The following is a 16,260-nucleotide window of genomic DNA, read 5'->3' as shown; positions in this document are numbered from 1 at the left end:
TTTCTGAGTCCGCTGCCCGCTCGCCGGGCACGAGCTCCGAGGCCCGGCCCGCGCGTCTCCGCGGCCGCCACCCCAGGGTCTCCACGCGCCAGGTTCCCCCATGCGTGTCCTCGGCATCGAAACGTCCTGCGACGAGACGGCGGCGGCAGTGGTCGAGGACGGCACGCGCGTGTTGAGCAGCGTCGTCGCCTCCCAGGAGCACCTGCACGCGAAGTACGGCGGCGTGGTGCCTGAGATCGCCTGCCGGGCCCACGTGGAGGCCGTCGTGCCCACCATCGAACAGGCCCTCCAGCGCGCGGGGGCGGCCCTCGGCTCGCTCGACGCGGTGGCGGTGACCACCTGCCCCGGTCTCATCGGCGCGCTGCTGATCGGCGTCGCGGCCGCCAAGACGCTGAGCTGGCTCCTCGGCGTGCCGCTCGCCGCCGTGAACCACCTCGAGGCCCACCTCTATGCGCCCGCCCTCGTGGAGCCGCTCGAGTACCCGCTCGTCGGTCTCATCGCCTCGGGAGGCCACACGATTCTGCTCCACGCCGAGAGCCCCATTGACACCGACGTGATCGGCACGACCACCGACGACGCGGCCGGCGAGGCATTCGACAAGGCCGCCGCCGTCCTCGGCCTCTCCTACCCCGGCGGACCCGCCATTGACCGGGCGGCCAGAGGCGGCAACCCCGGGGCCGTGGCTTTTCCCCGCACACGGCTCGAGCCCGGCTCGTTCGACTTCAGCTTCAGCGGCCTCAAGACCGCCGTGCTCTACCAGTGCTACGGCCAGAACGTGCGCGGCCGCGGCCAAGCGCCCCTGCCGCCCGACACCGTGGCCGACGTCGCGGCCTCGTTCCAGGAGGCCGTGGTGGACGTGTTGGTCGAGAAGAGCGTGCGGGCCGCCCTCTCGCGCGGCGTGAGCACGCTGGTGGCCGGCGGCGGCGTGGCCTGCAACTCACGCCTGCGCACCCGCCTGGCCGAGGAAGCGGGCAAGGTCGGCCTCAAACTCCGCTTCGCGCCCCCGGCTCTGTGCACCGACAATGCCGCCATGGTGGCCGGCCTCGGCGCCCATCTGATCGCCGCGGGGCGACAGGCCGGGCTCGATGTGGCCCCCACCCCCTATCTGCCCTTCTCGCGCTCGCTCAGGAAAGGGAAAACCGGCTGATGAACGTGCAGGCGCTCCGCGAACTCCTGACGCAGGTTCAGGCGGGCCAGGTGGACCCCGAGGCGGCTCTCGACCGCATCCGCCGGCTGCCGTTCCAGGACCTGGGCTTCGCCAACGTGGACACTCACCGCGCCCTGCGCTGCGGGGTGCCCGAGGTCGTCTTCTGCCCGGGCAAGACTCCCGCGCAAGTGGCCGCCATCGCCCAACGCCTCCTCGCCGAGGGCTGCGAAGTGCTCGCCACGCGGGCCGAGCCGGCCATCTTCGAGGCCGTCCGCGGCGTGTGCCCCGAGGCGGAGTACCACGAGGCCGCCCGCGCCATCGTGTGCGGCCGCAAGCCCAAGGAGCCGCCGCCCGGCAACATCCTGGTCGTCAGCGCCGGCACCAGCGACATCCCCGTGGCCGAGGAGGCGCGTGTCACCGCCGAGGTGCTCGGCAACCGCGTGGCGAAGCTGTACGACGTCGGCGTCGCCGGCATCCATCGCCTGCTCCAGCGCGCCGACCACGTTTTCGACGCCAACGTGCTGATCGTGGTGGCCGGCATGGAGGGCGCGCTGGCCAGCGTGGTGGGCGGCCTCGCGCGGCGGCCCGTCATCGCCGTGCCCACGAGCATCGGCTACGGCGCCAGCTTCGGCGGCCTCGCCGCGCTGCTCGCCATGCTCAATAGCTGCGCCTCCAGCGTCTGCGTGGTGAACATTGACAACGGCTTCGGAGCGGGCTACGTGGCCTCGCTGATCAACCACACCAACCTCCCCAGCCCGGGAAGGAGCTCCCCTTGTCCCAGCGCACCGAAGTGATGTCGTGGGTCCGCAAGCACCGGATCGTCGCCGTCGTGCGCAGCACCACCGACCAGGTGCGGCCCGTGGTGGACGCGCTGCTCGAGGGCGGCGTGTGCTGCATCGAGATCACCTTCACCGTGCCCAAGGCCCCCGAGGTGATCGCGATCGTGAAGAGGGCCTATGCCGGCCAGGTGGTCCTGGGCGCGGGCACAGTGACCGACACGCAGCGGGCCACCGAGGCCATCGAGGCCGGGGCGCGCTACCTCGTGGCGCCCAACACGAACCTCGATGTGATCCGCCTGTGCGCCGAGCGCGACGTGGCCGTGATGCCCGGCGCCTTCACCCCCACCGAGATCGCCGCGGCCTGGCACGCGGGCGCCGACTGCGTGAAGCTCTTCCCCGCCGAGCTGGGCGGCATCCCGTACCTCAAGGCGGTGCGCGCCCCGCTGCCTGAGGTGCCCATCATGCCCACGGGCGGCGTGGACGTGGCGAACGCCGCCGAGTGGCTCAAGGCGGGAGCCGTGGCGCTCGGCGTCGGCTCCAACCTCGTGCGCAAGGACGCCCTGGCCAGCGGCAACTATGCACTGATCACCCAGACCGCGAGGCAGTTCGTCGCGGCCGTCGCCAGCGCGTGACCCAGGAGCCCGGTGTGTTCGACATCGGCCAGGACATCGAGCGACTCGTCCGCCCCGCAGACGCCCACAAGGGGCAGTTCGGCCACGTTCTGGTGCTGGCCGGCTCCACGGGCTTCGCCGGCGCCGCCTGCCTCGCCGCCGAGGCCGCCCTGCGCAGTGGGGCGGGCCTGGTGACGCTCGGCGTGCCCGCCTCGCTGCTGCCCGTCGTGGCGGCCAAGCTCACCGCCTGCATGACCCACCCGTTCCGCGAAGTCCCGGGCGGGGCCTTCGCCCTGGGCGCGCTGCCCGACATGCTCCGCTTCGCCGCGCGGTGCGACGTGGTGGCCCTCGGGCCGGGCATCGGCCGCCACCGCTCGACCCAGAAGCTTGTCCACGCGCTCATCCGCTCGCTCGGCAAGCCGCTGGTACTCGATGCCGACGGCCTCAACGCGCTCGAGGGCTGTGCCGAGGTGCTCGATGCCGCCTCGGCGCCCGTCATCATCACCCCCCACCCGGGCGAAATGGCGCGCCTGACCGGCTTGGCGACGAGCGCCGTGCAGGCGAGTCGCAGCGAAGTGGCCCTCCGCTTCGCGCGCGAGCACTCCGTCATCACGGTGCTCAAGGGGCACCGCACGGTGGTGAGCGACGGGCGCCAGCAGTACGTGAGCTGGTCGGGCAACCCGGGCATGGCCACCGGCGGCACGGGAGACGTGCTCACCGGCATGATCGCCGCCCTGCTCGCCCAGGGCCTGCCGCCGTATTCCGCTGCGTACCTCGGCGTGAGCCTGCACGGCCTCGCCGGCGACCTGGCCGTCGAGAGGACCGGCGAACAGGCCCTCACGGCCACCGACATCCTGGCCCACATCGGCGCGGCCTTCTGCGAAGCCTGCGGCCGCGCGTGGAATCCCAAGAGGAGTTCCGGATGATCCGCGAAGTCGTCATGCCCAAGCTCGGCCAGACGATGGAGGAGGCCTCCATCGAAGCCTGGCGCGTCCGCGAGGGCGACAGCGTTCAGAAGGGCGATGTGCTCCTGGAGATCAACACCGACAAGGCGGCCCTCGAGGTCGAATCCTTCTATGCCGGCGTGGTGAAGAAACTCCTCTACGGCCAGGGCGCCACGGTGCCCTGCAACGCCGTCATCGCCCTCATCGGCGACGCCGCCGACGTGGTGACCGACGAGATGGTGACGCGTGCCCTCGCCACGGCCCAGGCGGCGGCGGCCGCGGTCAAGGCGCCCGCCGCGGCGCCCGCTCCCGCCGCGAAGCCGGCCGAGCCGCGCCCGGCGCCCGTCGCGCCGGCCGCGATGCCTGCCCCTGCGCCCGCTCCGATGGCGGCGGCCCCCGTCGTCGAGGCGGCTCCCCCCGTTTCCGATCGGGTGTTCATCTCGCCCCGCGCCCGCCGTGTGGCGGGCGAAGAACGCGTGCCGCTCCAGGTGCTGCGCGGCTCCGGGCCCAACGGGCGCATCGTGGAAGCCGACGTGCTGGCCTATGCGGCGCGTGTGGCGCAGCTTCGCGTGTCGCCCACGGCGCGCGAGATCGCCCATCAACGCGGCGTGGACCTCACGCGCGTGAAGGGCAGCGGCGCCGACGGGCGGATCATGGCCGCCGACGTCGAGAAGGCGCCCGCGGCCGGCCGCCGCCGCGTGCCGCTCACGGCCATGCGCCGCGTGGTGGCCCAGCGCATGACCCTCAGCAAGGCCACCATCCCGCACTTCTACCTCACGATGGACGCCGACATGACGGCCCTCGTGGCTTTCCGCGCCCAGCTTCAGGCGTCGAGCGGCCGCAAGGTCTCGTTCAACGACTTCATCCTCCGCGCCTGCACGCTCGCCTTCGCCGAGGTGCCCGCGATGAACTGCGCGTGGGCCGACGGCGCGCTGCTCTACCGCGACGAGGTGAACATCGGCATCGCCGTGGGGCTTGAGGGGGGCCTCATCGTGCCCGTGGTGCGCGGCTGCGAGAGCAAGTCGTTGCTCGAGATCGCCGCGGCCAGCGAGGCCCTCATCGCCAAGGCCCGCCACAAGCGACTCACGCCCGACGACTACGAGGGCGGTTGCCTGACCCTGTCGAACCTGGGGATGTTCGGCGTGGACAGCGTGATCCCGATCATCAACCCTGGCGAGGCGGCGATCCTGGGCATCGGCCGCATCGCCAAGCGGCCCGTGGTGATTGACGACGGCATCGCCATCCGCCAGATGACCACGCTCGTGCTCGCCTGCGACCATCGCCTGGTGGACGGCGTGATCGGCGCCCAGTTCCTCCAGAAGGTGAAGGAGTTGCTGGAAGCGCCGAAGTCACTCGCGTGAGCGCCGCGTCGGCTGCACCGGCGCGCTCATCACGAACTGGGCGGCCGTGGGCAGGATGGCGGGGATGAAGAGGCTGATGCTATAGTGGCCGGCGGGGTACCACTGGATCGCCGGCCTGCCGAACGCCTCCCAGAGGGCCAGCGTGTTGCGGCGCAGCACGGTCGTGTCCGCCGAGGCGTTGATCATCAGCACCTGCCGGGGGTTGACTCGCTTGCCGAAGGTGACCGGGTCTATGGCCTGCGATTCCTCCCGGAGCCGCTCGAGCGTGTAGCCCAGCTCCATGAGGCGGTCGCGCACGTCCTCAGTCTCGGGCGCGTGCCAGAGAATGTCCACTGGGTCGCCGCCGGCCAGCACCAGCACGTTGCGGTCGAAGCGCGGGTCCACGGCGACGGCGAGCGCCCCGATGATTCCGCCGAGGCTCACGCCGATGAGGCCGATTCGCCTCGGGTCCACCTCGGGCTGCTGCTGGAGCCAGCAGGCGGCGCGGCGGACGTCGGCCACGGTGCCCTCGATGGCTTCCAACATGCGTTCCGGCTTGCCGACGAAGGTGCGGTAGAGCGAGGTGCCCGCAGCCCGCCGCTCGCCGTAGTAGGGCATCTTGACGATGAGGCTCGGGATGCCGGCCGAGGCGAAATGCCGCGCGACCATGCGCGCCACCACGAAACTCCCGTCCAGGATATCCAGCACCACCACGCCCGGCGCTTTGCCCTTCTGCTGCGCGGGCACGTAGTACTCGGCGTGGACGGTGTTGCATTCGGGCATCTCGTAGCGCCGCGGCGAGGGGAAGGTGACGTGGTAGACCACGTGGGTGTCGGCCGCGGCGGTGCGCTCCATTTGCCACGGAAACGGGTCGGGGGGGAAGTTGTAGCGCTGAAGATGCTCGTGGACCCTGGGGTCCGGGTCGCTGAGCGTCTCGAGCGAGCGGCCGCAGTGGATGGTGCCGCCCATCGGGCGCACGCGGGCGCAGGCCCAAGCGGCCAGGATCAGGCAGAGGGGGAGGAAGCGCCTCATCAGAGCCCCACGACCGAGTAAACGACGTCCTGGAGAATGCCCTCTCCGGCGAAGCGGGCGAGGATGGGGTCGAGTTCGCTGGGCGAGCCGGCGACGAAGTACGTGTAGATTCCGCGCTCCTGCTTCATCAATTCGCAGGTGATGAAGGCCTCGCGGCCGGCCACGTCGTGCGGCGACAGGCGGCGCGTGGTGTGGAGCAGGGCGCTCTTGCGCAAGGTCTCGGAGTCGTACGGATGCTCCTCGAGCGTGGTCACCTTGGTCAGGCGCTTGACCACCCGCACGATCTCGTCCTTCTCGGCCTCGGTGCACCAGAAGGTCACCACCACGGTGCCGTCGTGCCGCGTGGTGTAGGCGGCCCCGTGGCCGACCACGGTGTCAATCGAGATGCCGCGGTTCGAGAACGCCGACGCGATGCTGGTGAGCGCCCCGGCCCGGTCCGCCAGGCCCACGCGGAACACCCAATGCTTCTTCTCTTGCTCCTGAGCCATTTGTGCGATCCTCTGCGAAGCCCGAGAGGTGGAAGGCAGCAACGGTGCACGCTTCGAGCCGCGAGCGCCGCGCCTGAAGTCCCGTGATGCCGCTGCTCCGAAGGCCCATGGCCCGCTGCTCGGGGCTACCCGGGCGGCACGTAGCGGCGGGCCTGTTCCTGCCCCGCCAGCACGCGGCAGGCGCCCATGGCCATCTCCTCCATCTCCGGCGTCTCGCGGAGCACCAGGACGGGCAGGAGGTGGCTCAGGCGGTTCTTGAGCGAACGCACGATGAGCTCGGACCGGGCCAGGCCGCCGGTCAGGATCGCGGCCTCGCAGTCGGGCCCCACGGCCACGGCCATGGCCCCGATGTTCTTGGCGATCTGGTAGACCATGGCCTCGACGACGAGGCGCGCGCGCTCGTCTCCCGCCTGGATGCGTTTCTCGATCTCCTCCATGCGGTGGTCGCCCAGGTACGAGTGGAGCCCCCCGCGCTGGGTGAGCTCCTCGTAGAGTTCCTCCTTGGTGAACCGCCCGCTGTAGCACAGCTCGATGAGGTCCTTGAGCGGCAGCGTGCCCGCGCGCTGCGGAGTGAACGGGCCTTCGCCCAGAAGGGCGATGGTGTTGTCCACGATCCGCCCGCCGCGCACGGCCGCGATGGTGATGCCGCTGCCGAGGTGCGCGACCACGTAGTTGGCATGCTCGATGTGCGCCCCGGTCTTCTCGGCCATGCGGACCGCCGCCGACCGGACGCTCAGGACGTGCGCCACGCTGCGACGCACGATGGGCGCGTAGCCGGAGACCTCTGCCTCGGGGCTGAACTCGTCCACGACCACGGGGTCCACCACGAACGCGGGCACGCCGAACTCGCGGGCCAGCTCGGCCGCCATCGGGATGCCGAGATTCGATGCGTGGAGGCCCTCGGGGGTCTGTGTGATCGCGTGCACGAGCCCTTCGTCCACGACGACCTGCCCGTCGCGCACCTCGGCGATCACGTAGGTGCCGCCGGGCAGCTTGCCGGCCGGGCGCGGCAGCAGGCCGCCGCGCGCCACGATCGCGTTCAGCTCGCGGATGTCGTGGCGGCTCAGGAAGTCGCGGACCACGGCGTCGCGTCGCCGGGCCTCCGACTGAAGATCGCGCGCGGGCTCGGGCGGGGCCTCGTGCTGGACCTCGGCTGAGCGGAGGCACTTCTGGCCCTCGAAGAGCGCGATCTTGGTGGAGGTGGCCCCCGGGTTCAGCACAAAGACGCGGAAGGGCCTCGTCGGGGTGGCCGAAACGAGGGGACGCGGCGGCGGGGCTGCGCGGTGGCGCATGTCCATCCGCTCCGCCGCGATGCTGCACAGGGCGAGCGACTGGAGCTTCGTCTCCACGTTGTCGGCCCGCGACAGGATGACGTAGGGCACCTGCACGCCGACCGTGATGCCCGCGAACGTGCCGAGGCCGTAGCCGACCATCTGCATGATGACCTTGTAGAGCACGTTGGCCGATTCGATGTTCGGGCACACGAGGACGTCGGCCTGGCCGGCAACCTCGAGGGCCGCGCCGTGCGCGGGGAGGCCCTTGATGCCCACGGAGCCGGGGTCCACGGCGAGATCGAACGACAGCGGGCCGTAGACGACCGCGTTGTCCCAGTGACGGTGCGCCAGGGCATCGGCCATCTTGGTCGAGGGCAGCGAGTCGATCACCTTCTCGTTCGCCGAGAGCACGGCCACGCGGGGGCGCTCGATGCCCATGATCGCGCGGGCCACGTCCACCGCGTTCTCGATGAGGCCGACCATGCGGCCGAAGCTGCACACGGTGGTGACGCCGGGGTCGGTGAGCAGCATGGGCCGGCCGTTGGCGATGGGCGCCGCATCGAACATCGTGACGAGGCTGATCGTGTTGCGCACCACGATGCGCATCATCGCGCGGTTGAGGATGGGCGTGGAGATGTTGCCCTTGAGGATGATGTCCACGCCGCCCTGCTGCATGCGGTCCACCGTGCGGGCGGCCGTCTCCTCGGGGCTGGCGGTGGCCAGGATGTCGTCGTCGGCCACCGCGACGCCGATCGCGTGCGCCGCGCGGCGGATCGCCGTCTCGTCGCCGACCAGGATGCAGCGCTCGACGATGGCATGGTCGCGCGCCGATTCCACGAGACGCAGATCGTCCTCACGGTCGCCGCCGGCGATGAGGATGGTCTTGGGCCGGATGTGGCCCGCGATCAGCACCAGATCGCTCACGGCCTCGAGCGCCATCGGGCGGCGCCGATCGCCACGCGGAGTTGAAGACACAAGACCCCCTGCCTTCTTGTGGCCGGAAAGGGATGTGCGAGCCGGCGCCTACTGTACAGATGGCATCCGAGCCTGTCAACCGTTCCCGCGCCTTGAACGCACGCGGGGGATCGCATAGAATCCGCGCGGTGGTTCTTGTTGTGAGGTGCGCGATGAAGGCATGGGCGGCACTGGCCCTCATGTTCGGCGTGGCCGCGGCCGGCGAGGCCGTGCGGGTCTCGACCCCCGATGCCTTGCGTGAGGCGCTGGGCCGCGCGAAGCCGGGCTCCACGATCCTGGTGGAGCCGGGAGACTACCGCGGCTACTTCAGCGCGGCCCACCTCCACGGCACGGCCGAGCAGCCCATCGTCATCGCCGCCGCTGACCCGGCGAAGCCCCCCGTGTTCGTGGGGGCCGGGGGGTGCCTCCACCTGTCTTCCGTGAGCTTCGTGGTCCTGCGCGGCCTGGTTCTGGCGGGCGCCCGACTGAACGGCCTGAACATTGACGACGGCGGCACGATCACCGCGCCCTCGCACCACATTCTGCTCGAGGACCTGACGGTGCGCGACGTGGGGCCGCGCGGCAACTGCGACGGGATCAAGCTGTCGGGCGTGGACGATTTCCTGGTCCGGCGCTGCACCGTCGAGCGATGGGGCGCGGGGGGCTCGGGGGTGGACATGGTCGGCTGCCACCGCGGGCTCTTCGTGGACTGCACGCTCCGCCACACCGGCAGCGGCGCCAGCGGCATCCAGGCCAAGGGCGGGAGTTGCGACGTGGTGGTCTATCGCTGCCGCTTCCTCCACGCGGGACAGCGGGCGATCAACATGGGCGGCTCCACGGGCGCCCAGTTCTTCAGGCCGCCGTCGCCCGGCTACGAGGCCAGACGCATTGCCGCCATCGGCAACACCTTCATCGGCTCGATGGCGCCCATCGCGTTCGTGGGCAGCGACGAGTGCCTGGCCGCCTTCAACACGATCTACCGGCCCACGGCCTTCGTCCTGCGTATCCTCCAGGAGAGCCGGGGCGAGCAGTTCGTGCCATCGCGAAATGGCGCCTTCGGCCGCAACCTGGTCGTGTGGCGCGCGCGCGACCTGCGCGACGTAGCCAACATCGGCTCCCGCACCTCGCCGGCGACGTTCCGCTTCGAGAACAACTGGTGGTACTGCGAGGACCGGCCGGCCCGCAGCCAGCCGTCGCTGCCGGCCCCCGAGCGCGACCCGGTGGTCGGCCAGGACCCTGGCCTCGTCGTTCAGGACGATCGGGTCACAACCGGCCGCGACCTGGACTACGGGGCGGGCTCGCCGCGCGCCGCGACGCAGTTCGATCTCGTCGGCGCCGAGTTCGCCCCCTGGGCGTTCGGCAAGGCTCAGGATACGGGACCCCAGGCCAAGTGATGAAAGGAGTGGCAGCGTGCAAGACCTGCGGTATCAGACGAAGCGGCGCTCGCGCGAGGAGTTGCTCAAGCACCTCCAGACGTTTGAGCTGGACCTGAAGTTCGCGGTCGGCATCTGGTATTTCGCGCCCGGCGGGGGGCGGTTCCACGAGCGCTACGCGCCCGATATTGCGCTCGAGGACCGCATCGCGATGGCGGCCGAGTGGGCGAAGTGGGGGGTGGCCGGCATCGAAGCCCACTATCCCACCGAGGCCAACGAGGAGAACCTCCACCTCTACAAGAAGCTCGAGAGGGAGACGGGCATCCGCCTCACCAACATCGGGCCGTTCATCTTCTACGACAAGGACTTTGAGTTCGGCTCGCTCTCGAACCCCATCAGGGCCAATCGCGAGAAGGCCCGCGAGAGAGTGGTCCAGGCGCTGAAGTTCGTCCGGGCTGCCGAGGCCGACCACGTGGGCATCTGGCCAGGGATTGACGGCTACACCTACTCGCTCGGCACGCCCTTCTACACGATGTGGGACACGTTTGAGGAGGCCGTGGCCTCGGCGATGGACGAGGTGCCGGGGGTGCGCGTGGCGATCGAGCCGAAGCCCTACGAGCCGGCGCCGAACAACATCCTGCGCACCACGGCCGACGGCCTGCTCGCCTGCCACGACATCGAGGCCCGGCTGACTCACCCCGAGAATAAGCGCCGGCTCGCTGAGGGGCATAGGATGCTCGTCATGCAGCCCGAAATCGGCCACGTGTGCATGGGCTTCGAGGATGTGCCCTACGCCTTCGCCCGCTGCGCGCGCGAGGGACGCCTGGGGAACACCCACTGGAACAGCCAGCCCCTCGGCAACTACGACCAGGACCTCAACGTGGGCGTCGTGGGTTGGGAGCAGACCGAGGCGTTGCTCTACACCCTCAAGATGATCGGCTATCGGGGGTACTTCTGCTTCGACATCAACCCCGAGCGGATGCCCGTTGAGAAGGCCGTGGAAATCAACTGCCGCGTCCTGCGCATCATGAACGACCGCATCAACCGCCTGCCGCACGAACGGGTGCTCGACTGCTATTTCGAGCCCCACAAGCACCGCGGCGAGCTGGAGCTGATCCTGGCCGAGGCGAGGAGGTGAGCAGGCCGCTCAATGGCCGGGGCGCTTGTGCGAGGCCGCGTGGTGCCCGAAGCCGCCGAGGATCATCAGGCCCAGCGCGCCGCCCAGGCACACCATGCCCACCACGCCCATCAGCGAAAGAGCCTCCCACCTCGACACGATGAATGCGCCGGCCAGCAGGAGGATGACCGAGAAGAGCTTGGGCGCCGTGTTCAGCACGCCGATCGTCAGGCAGCGGCAGAAGAGATAGAGCATCGCCGCGGCGAGGAACAGGAAGAGGCCCCAGGGCTGCCGGCCCACCATGGTGATCAGCGTGCCCGCCGCCATCAGCGCGAGCGACCCGATCAGCCCTGCCCAGACCAGCGTGCGTTGCGGGCCGCTCCGGACCGGCTCCTCCTTCTCCTCACGCCGGGTGAGGTCAAAGTTGATCAGGCTATTGCGGTGCGGCGAACTCTCTGGAGGCGTTTCTTCCACGGTGTTCGTTCCCCCTGGGTGGCGAGGCGCTCAGCGCTTCTTGCGGCCGAGGACCTTGGCGACGATGGACTCGAATTGCCTGAGTTCGAGGAGGCCCTTCTGGCGAAGGGCTTCGTCCTTGACCTTCCGCAGGATGGCCATGAGCTGATCGTCGTCAGCCTCGTCGGCGCGGCCGAGGACTTCCATGTAGTGGCGCACGGTGTCAATGCCGCTCTTCTTGCCGATGAGCACCTTGGGGCCGCTCTGGCCCATGAGCGTCCAGTGGTAGGGGAACAGCTCGAGGGCGTGCTCGAGGCCGCAGTTGCGCAGCCAGCTCACGATGATGCCCGACTCGATCTCGAACACGCGGTCGCCCACGATCGGGGCGTTGGTGGGGAGCCTGTAGCCGCAGACCTTCTGCACGAGTTTCGAGAGGGCGTAGAGCTTCTCGCAGCGGATGCGGGTCTTCACGTTGTACATCGTCTTGAGGGCCAGGGCGACCTCCTGAAGCGAGGCATTGCCGCAGCGTTCGCCGATGCCGTTCACCGTCACGTGGGCCACCTCGCAGCCCGCGGCGATGCCCAGCAGCGTGTTCGCCGTGCCGCAGCCGAAGTCGTCGTGAAAATGCGTCTCGACGGGCACCTTGACCCGCTCTTTGACCTTGCGCACGAGGTAGCCCATCGCGCTGGGGCTCACGCCGCCGAAGGTGTCCACCAGCGCCAGCGCGTCCATGTGCCCCTCGGTCGCCACGCGGGCGATGGTCTGGAGAAACCAGTCCATCTCGGCCCGGCTGGCGTCAATGGGGAAGAAGACCGTGTAGAGACCGTTCTCGTGGGCGAAGCGGGTGGCCTCGATGGCCAGGCCGATGGCCTTCTCCAGCGGCCACTTGTAGGCGTGGCGGATGATGTGCTCGCTGCACGGAATCTCCACCACGATGCCGTCCACCCCCGTGTCGAGGGCGCGCTGGACATCGGGCACCATGCACCGGGCGAAGGAGAAGATCTTCGGGCCGAGCCTGGCCTGGACGATGGCCTTGATCGCCTGGGCGTCCTGCTTCGAGACAGCGGGCATGCCCGCCTCGATGCGGTCCACGCCCGCTTCGGCCAGGGCCTCGGCGATCCGGACCTTATCGCCCTTGCGGAAGCAGAGGCCCGACTGCTGCTCGCCGTCGCGCAGCGTGATGTCGTGGAACTGCACCTTGTGCGGCAGGTCGAGGCCGCTCGTGACCTCGGGCGCGTAGTTCCAGGGGCTGACGAAGTACTGGTCCGACTTCCAGGGGTGCCTTGCCATTGCGTGCTCCTGTCGCCAGTGGGGACGGCGATTGTAGCCGGTTGGTGCCCCTCAGTCAAAGCTTCCCGGCGTGCTGCTTGACACTCTCGGCCTGTTGCGCTAGCATGCACCCGATTCTGCGGTACGGGGATGGAGAGAGCTGGAGAGAGCAATGCCCGAAGATGCCCAGGAGAAGGTAGCCCCCGGAAAGGAGCCCTCGGCCGGCAAGGAAGAGAAGGAGATGAGCTTCGAGGAGGCCGTCGAGACGCCCGAGGCGAAGTTCACGATCCTCGTCTCCAGCCTGGCCACCCAAGTGCTCGTGAGCCTCGGCCAGATCGAGAACCCGCTGAGCAAGAAGAAAGAGGTGGACCTCAAGAGCGCCAGGTTCTCCATTGATCTGCTCCAGATGCTCTCGGACAAGACGCGCGGGAACCTGACCGACATCGAGAAGCGTTACCTGGATGGCGTGCTTTACCGGCTGCGCATGGGCTACGTCGAGGCCAGCAAGTAGCCCCCGACCGGCCCCCTGGAGCCCCCGAAGATGGATTTCCCCACCAGCCAGGCGATCAAGGATGTCATTGGGTCGCTGAAAGGCCGCCTGCCGCAGGCCGATTACGAGCGAGTCGCCCCTTTGCTGAGCGAACTCGTCGCGCTGCTCCAGCGCGCGCACGAGGAAGAGCGCAAGCAGCTCAAGGCCGAGCGCGCCGCCCTGGACCGAGACCGCGATGCCGTGAATCTCGCCCGCCGCGAGGTCGAGGCCAGCCGCGAGGCCCTTGCGAAGGAGCGCGAGGTCACCGAGCGCGAGAAGAAGGTCGCCCAGCGCTGGCGCGAGGCCGATGCCGCGATGGCCGCTGCCCAGGCCGTCGCTCCCCCCGCCCAGTCCGAGTGAGTCCCAGATCCCACATTCCACATTCCAGATTGGGGAGCGAAGAGCGGGGCCGCTGTTCGCCTTGCCCTCTTGGGTCCCCAATCTGTAACTTGCAGTCTGGTAGCCGGGATCACGCCTTGCCGTGCTCCGCTCGGCGCGCCTTCTCTCGTTCTCCGGCCTGACGGACCATTTCGGCGGCCTTTGCATCGAACGCCTCCCGCTCGCGTTCGGCCAGCTTCGCCGCCTTCTCCTTGGCGCCGAAGTGCCGCTGCCCCTTGAGTTCGCTGTCGCGGAGGCTGTAGCGGCGGGCGAAGGCTTCCGTCTCGGCAACATCGAACAGCGCATCGGCCAGGTCCATCGCCTTCTGCCACACTGGCAGGTCCTCGAAGCTCCTGTACGTCGCCAACGCCTCATCCTCCGTACCGAGGAACCCCTGGTTGCAGATTCCAGGTTGCAGAGGATCCGGGACCGCGGCGTGGGTGTACGCCGGCTCCTTGGAGCGATGAAGGCTGCCTGCCCGTTTCGTGAATCCGTAATCTGGGATGCGGAATCTGGGATTGCCCTCAAACAGCACGACCCGCCCAGGCTTTCGCCCGCGCGGGTCGCGTGTATCTCAGTGCAAGCGTGCGAGGCTCAGATGTACTCGTTGAGGATGTTCTCGAGCATCTCCTGCCGCCCGCTCTGAATCTTCGGCTCGCCGTTCCTGAGGGTATAGGCTTCGAGTTCCTTGAAGCCCACCTTGCCCGCCTCGATCTTCCTGCCGAGATCGGTCTTCCAGCCCGCGTAGCGCTGGGCGATGAACTTCTCGAGCTTGCCCTCCTTGAGCATCTTCGCCGCAGCCTTCAGCCCGCGGGCGAAGGCGTCCATGCCGCCAATGTGGGCGTAGAAGAGATCCTCGGGGTCAATGGACTGGCGCCGCACCTTGGCGTCGAAGTTGAGGCCGCCCGTGGTGAAGCCGCCGGCCTTGAGGATGATGTACATGGCCAGGGTGGTGTCGTAGAGATCGGTCGGGAACTGATCCGTGTCCCAGCCCAGCATCAGGTCGCCGCGATTGGCGTCCACCGAGCCGAAGATGCCGTTGGCCGCGGCAAAAGCCAGCTCGTGGTGGAACGTGTGCCCCGCCAGTGTGGCGTGGTTGGCCTCGATGTTCAGCTTCAGGTGGTCCACCAGCCCGTACTTCTGGAGGAAGGCATAGCACGCGGCGGCGTCGCTGTCGTACTGGTGCTTCGTCGGCTCCTTCGGCTTCGGCTCGATGTAGAACTGTCCCTTGAAGCCGATCTGCTTCTTGTAGTCCACGGCCATGTGCAGGAAGCGGGCCAGGTGGTCCAGCTCCCGGCCCATGTCGGTGTTGAGCAGCGTCTCGTAGCCCTCGCGGCCGCCCCAGAACACGTAGCCCGCGCCGCCGAGCTTCTTGGTGGCGTCCATCGCCCGCTTCACCTGGCTCGCCGCGTAGGCGAAGACCGCGGGGGAGGGATTCGTCGCCGCGCCGGCCATGAAGCGGCGGTTCGAGAACATGTTCGACGTGCCCCAGAGCAGCTTCACGCCGGTCTCGTTCTGGAGCTTAGCCGCCAGGCTCACCATCTTCTCGAACCGCTTGTTCGTCTCGGCCAGCGAGTCGGCCTCGGGCGCGATATCCAGGTCGTGGAAGCACCAGAAGCCCACGCCCAGCTTCGTGAAGAACTCGAAGGCCGCCCGCAGCGTGTTCTCGGCCTCGGTCATCGGGTCGCCGCCCTGGAACGAGCGCCGAATCGTCCCCGGCCCGAACGGGTCGCTGCCCGTGCCTTTGAACGTGTGCCAGAAGCACACGCTGAAGCGCAGGTGCTCGGCCATCGTCTTGCCCAGCACCTTCTGCTTCGGGTCGTAGTGCTTGAAGGCCAGCGGATTCTTCGAATCCGGCCCCTCGTACTTCACCTTGCCGATGCCAGGGAAGAATTCGCCCACGGCAGTCAACTCCTTTCCAGTCCCCAACCGAAGGTGCCCGCTCCCCGGCCCCACACAGTTTCCCTAGAATAGCCCCCCCTCCGACGCTTGTCAAGCCGAATCAACGCGGTCTGGCCCAGTTCATCCCGCCGTTTGGCAATTCTCGGCCATCCGGCTCAGAGTCGCACGGGGTTCTCCGTTCCGGGCGCGCCGAATCGCCGATTCTCGGCCTTTCCGCCGAGAGTCGCGCAGAGTCCCCTGCTTCCAGACTCGCGGATCGCCGATTCTCGGCCTTCCGGCTCAGAGTCGCCCAGACTTTGCAGACTCGCCCACTTCGGCGTGTGCGCTCGCGCGCGGTTGACACGGCTGGCGAGGCATGTATAGTCACAGGCTATGGGACATTGCCGCACCCGCCAGAGGCGATTCTGGTGAGGAAGCGTGGGCTTGCGACCACAGAGTTCTGCATCCTCCTGGGCGCCGTTGCCGCCGTGTGTGTGGCCGGCTGCGCCGAGTCGGGCCGCCTGGCGGCCTACCGCGACCCCGGAATCACCCTCCTCCCCAGCCAAGACGGCCCTCAAGCCCGGATTCCACGATATAGCTCTTCCCGGGATTTACAAGTCCCCGGCCCCGGTTCCGGAGCCGGTGCAGGAAGGAGACGTGACGGAGGAGACCGACCCTGACGAGGGAGTCC

General features: G+C 68.9%; 16 protein-coding genes. 9 read left to right on the top strand and 7 right to left on the bottom strand.

Going from position 1 to position 16,260, the window contains the following annotated elements; genetic code table 11:
• The first annotated feature begins 100 nt into the window (after nucleotides 1-100).
• The 5 genes from tsaD to PLE19_04430 are packed head-to-tail and all read left to right on the top strand — an operon-like array spanning nucleotide 101 to nucleotide 4,842.
• On the top strand, nucleotides 101-1,147 hold the full coding sequence (tsaD, locus tag PLE19_04450) for a tRNA (adenosine(37)-N6)-threonylcarbamoyltransferase complex transferase subunit TsaD (protein HPD14172.1): 1,047 nt from the start codon (nucleotides 101-103) through the stop codon (nucleotides 1,145-1,147).
• On the top strand, nucleotides 1,147-1,941 hold the full coding sequence (larB, locus tag PLE19_04445) for a nickel pincer cofactor biosynthesis protein LarB (GenBank protein HPD14171.1): 795 nt from the start codon (nucleotides 1,147-1,149) through the stop codon (nucleotides 1,939-1,941). The genes tsaD and larB overlap by 1 nt, the downstream gene beginning before the upstream one ends.
• A complete protein-coding gene (locus PLE19_04440; protein ID HPD14170.1) occupies nucleotides 1,920-2,558 on the top strand; it encodes a bifunctional 4-hydroxy-2-oxoglutarate aldolase/2-dehydro-3-deoxy-phosphogluconate aldolase in 639 nt (212 codons plus the stop codon). The genes larB and PLE19_04440 overlap by 22 nt, the downstream gene beginning before the upstream one ends.
• A gap of 14 nt (nucleotides 2,559-2,572) precedes the next feature.
• Nucleotides 2,573-3,463, top strand: a complete 891-nt coding sequence (locus tag PLE19_04435; GenBank protein ID HPD14169.1) for an NAD(P)H-hydrate dehydratase — start codon at nucleotides 2,573-2,575, stop codon at nucleotides 3,461-3,463.
• A complete protein-coding gene (locus tag PLE19_04430) occupies nucleotides 3,460-4,842 on the top strand; it encodes a dihydrolipoamide acetyltransferase family protein (GenBank protein ID HPD14168.1) in 1,383 nt (460 codons plus the stop codon). Before PLE19_04435 ends, PLE19_04430 begins: the two co-directional genes overlap by 4 nt.
• Here PLE19_04430 and PLE19_04425 read toward each other — a convergent pair.
• From PLE19_04425 to buk, 3 genes are all read right to left on the bottom strand, one after another.
• The gene (locus tag PLE19_04425; protein ID HPD14167.1) at nucleotides 4,831-5,853 is read right to left on the bottom strand and encodes an alpha/beta hydrolase family protein; all 1,023 of its coding nucleotides are present in this window, start codon (nucleotides 5,851-5,853) and stop codon (nucleotides 4,831-4,833) included. The genes PLE19_04430 and PLE19_04425 overlap by 12 nt on opposite strands.
• The gene (locus PLE19_04420) at nucleotides 5,853-6,341 is read right to left on the bottom strand and encodes a hypothetical protein (GenBank protein HPD14166.1); all 489 of its coding nucleotides are present in this window, start codon (nucleotides 6,339-6,341) and stop codon (nucleotides 5,853-5,855) included. The genes PLE19_04425 and PLE19_04420 overlap by 1 nt, the downstream gene beginning before the upstream one ends.
• Before the next feature lie 125 nt (nucleotides 6,342-6,466).
• The gene (gene buk, locus PLE19_04415; protein HPD14165.1) at nucleotides 6,467-8,554 is read right to left on the bottom strand and encodes a butyrate kinase; all 2,088 of its coding nucleotides are present in this window, start codon (nucleotides 8,552-8,554) and stop codon (nucleotides 6,467-6,469) included.
• Nucleotides 8,555-8,742: 188 nt separating this feature from the next.
• Between buk and PLE19_04410 the strand changes: the two genes are divergently transcribed.
• Nucleotides 8,743-9,963: a right-handed parallel beta-helix repeat-containing protein gene (locus PLE19_04410; GenBank protein ID HPD14164.1), complete on the top strand. Its 1,221-nt coding sequence runs from the start codon at nucleotides 8,743-8,745 to the stop codon at nucleotides 9,961-9,963.
• A gap of 16 nt (nucleotides 9,964-9,979) precedes the next feature.
• A complete protein-coding gene (locus tag PLE19_04405; GenBank protein ID HPD14163.1) occupies nucleotides 9,980-11,080 on the top strand; it encodes a TIM barrel protein in 1,101 nt (366 codons plus the stop codon).
• Nucleotides 11,081-11,089: 9 nt separating this feature from the next.
• Here PLE19_04405 and PLE19_04400 read toward each other — a convergent pair whose 3' ends face one another.
• The gene (locus tag PLE19_04400) at nucleotides 11,090-11,533 is read right to left on the bottom strand and encodes a hypothetical protein (protein HPD14162.1); all 444 of its coding nucleotides are present in this window, start codon (nucleotides 11,531-11,533) and stop codon (nucleotides 11,090-11,092) included.
• Nucleotides 11,534-11,563: 30 nt separating this feature from the next.
• On the bottom strand, nucleotides 11,564-12,802 hold the full coding sequence (locus tag PLE19_04395) for a pyruvate carboxyltransferase (protein HPD14161.1): 1,239 nt from the start codon (nucleotides 12,800-12,802) through the stop codon (nucleotides 11,564-11,566).
• A 151-nt stretch (nucleotides 12,803-12,953) separates the two neighbouring features.
• Here PLE19_04395 and PLE19_04390 point away from each other — a divergent pair, with 151 nt between their 5' ends.
• Both PLE19_04390 and PLE19_04385 read left to right on the top strand, forming a co-directional pair.
• Nucleotides 12,954-13,292 carry a DUF1844 domain-containing protein gene (locus tag PLE19_04390; GenBank protein HPD14160.1) on the top strand — a complete coding sequence of 113 codons (339 nt, stop codon included), beginning with the start codon at nucleotides 12,954-12,956 and terminating at the stop codon, nucleotides 13,290-13,292.
• A gap of 30 nt (nucleotides 13,293-13,322) precedes the next feature.
• A complete protein-coding gene (locus PLE19_04385) occupies nucleotides 13,323-13,670 on the top strand; it encodes a hypothetical protein (GenBank protein ID HPD14159.1) in 348 nt (115 codons plus the stop codon).
• Between the two features lie 109 nt (nucleotides 13,671-13,779).
• Here the strand turns inward: PLE19_04385 and PLE19_04380 are convergent, their stop codons facing one another.
• Together PLE19_04380 and xylA are read right to left on the bottom strand one after the other, a co-directional pair.
• Nucleotides 13,780-14,055: a four helix bundle protein gene (locus tag PLE19_04380; protein ID HPD14158.1), complete on the bottom strand. Its 276-nt coding sequence runs from the start codon at nucleotides 14,053-14,055 to the stop codon at nucleotides 13,780-13,782.
• Between the two features lie 227 nt (nucleotides 14,056-14,282).
• Nucleotides 14,283-15,590: a xylose isomerase gene (gene xylA / locus PLE19_04375; GenBank protein HPD14157.1), complete on the bottom strand. Its 1,308-nt coding sequence runs from the start codon at nucleotides 15,588-15,590 to the stop codon at nucleotides 14,283-14,285.
• Nucleotides 15,591-16,260: the final 670 nt, after the last annotated feature.

It is taken from the genome of Planctomycetota bacterium, from assembly GCA_035384565.1.
Lineage (GTDB): Bacteria > Planctomycetota > PUPC01 > DSUN01 > DSUN01 > DAOOIT01.
This window is presented reverse-complemented; position numbering and strand designations above follow the sequence as displayed.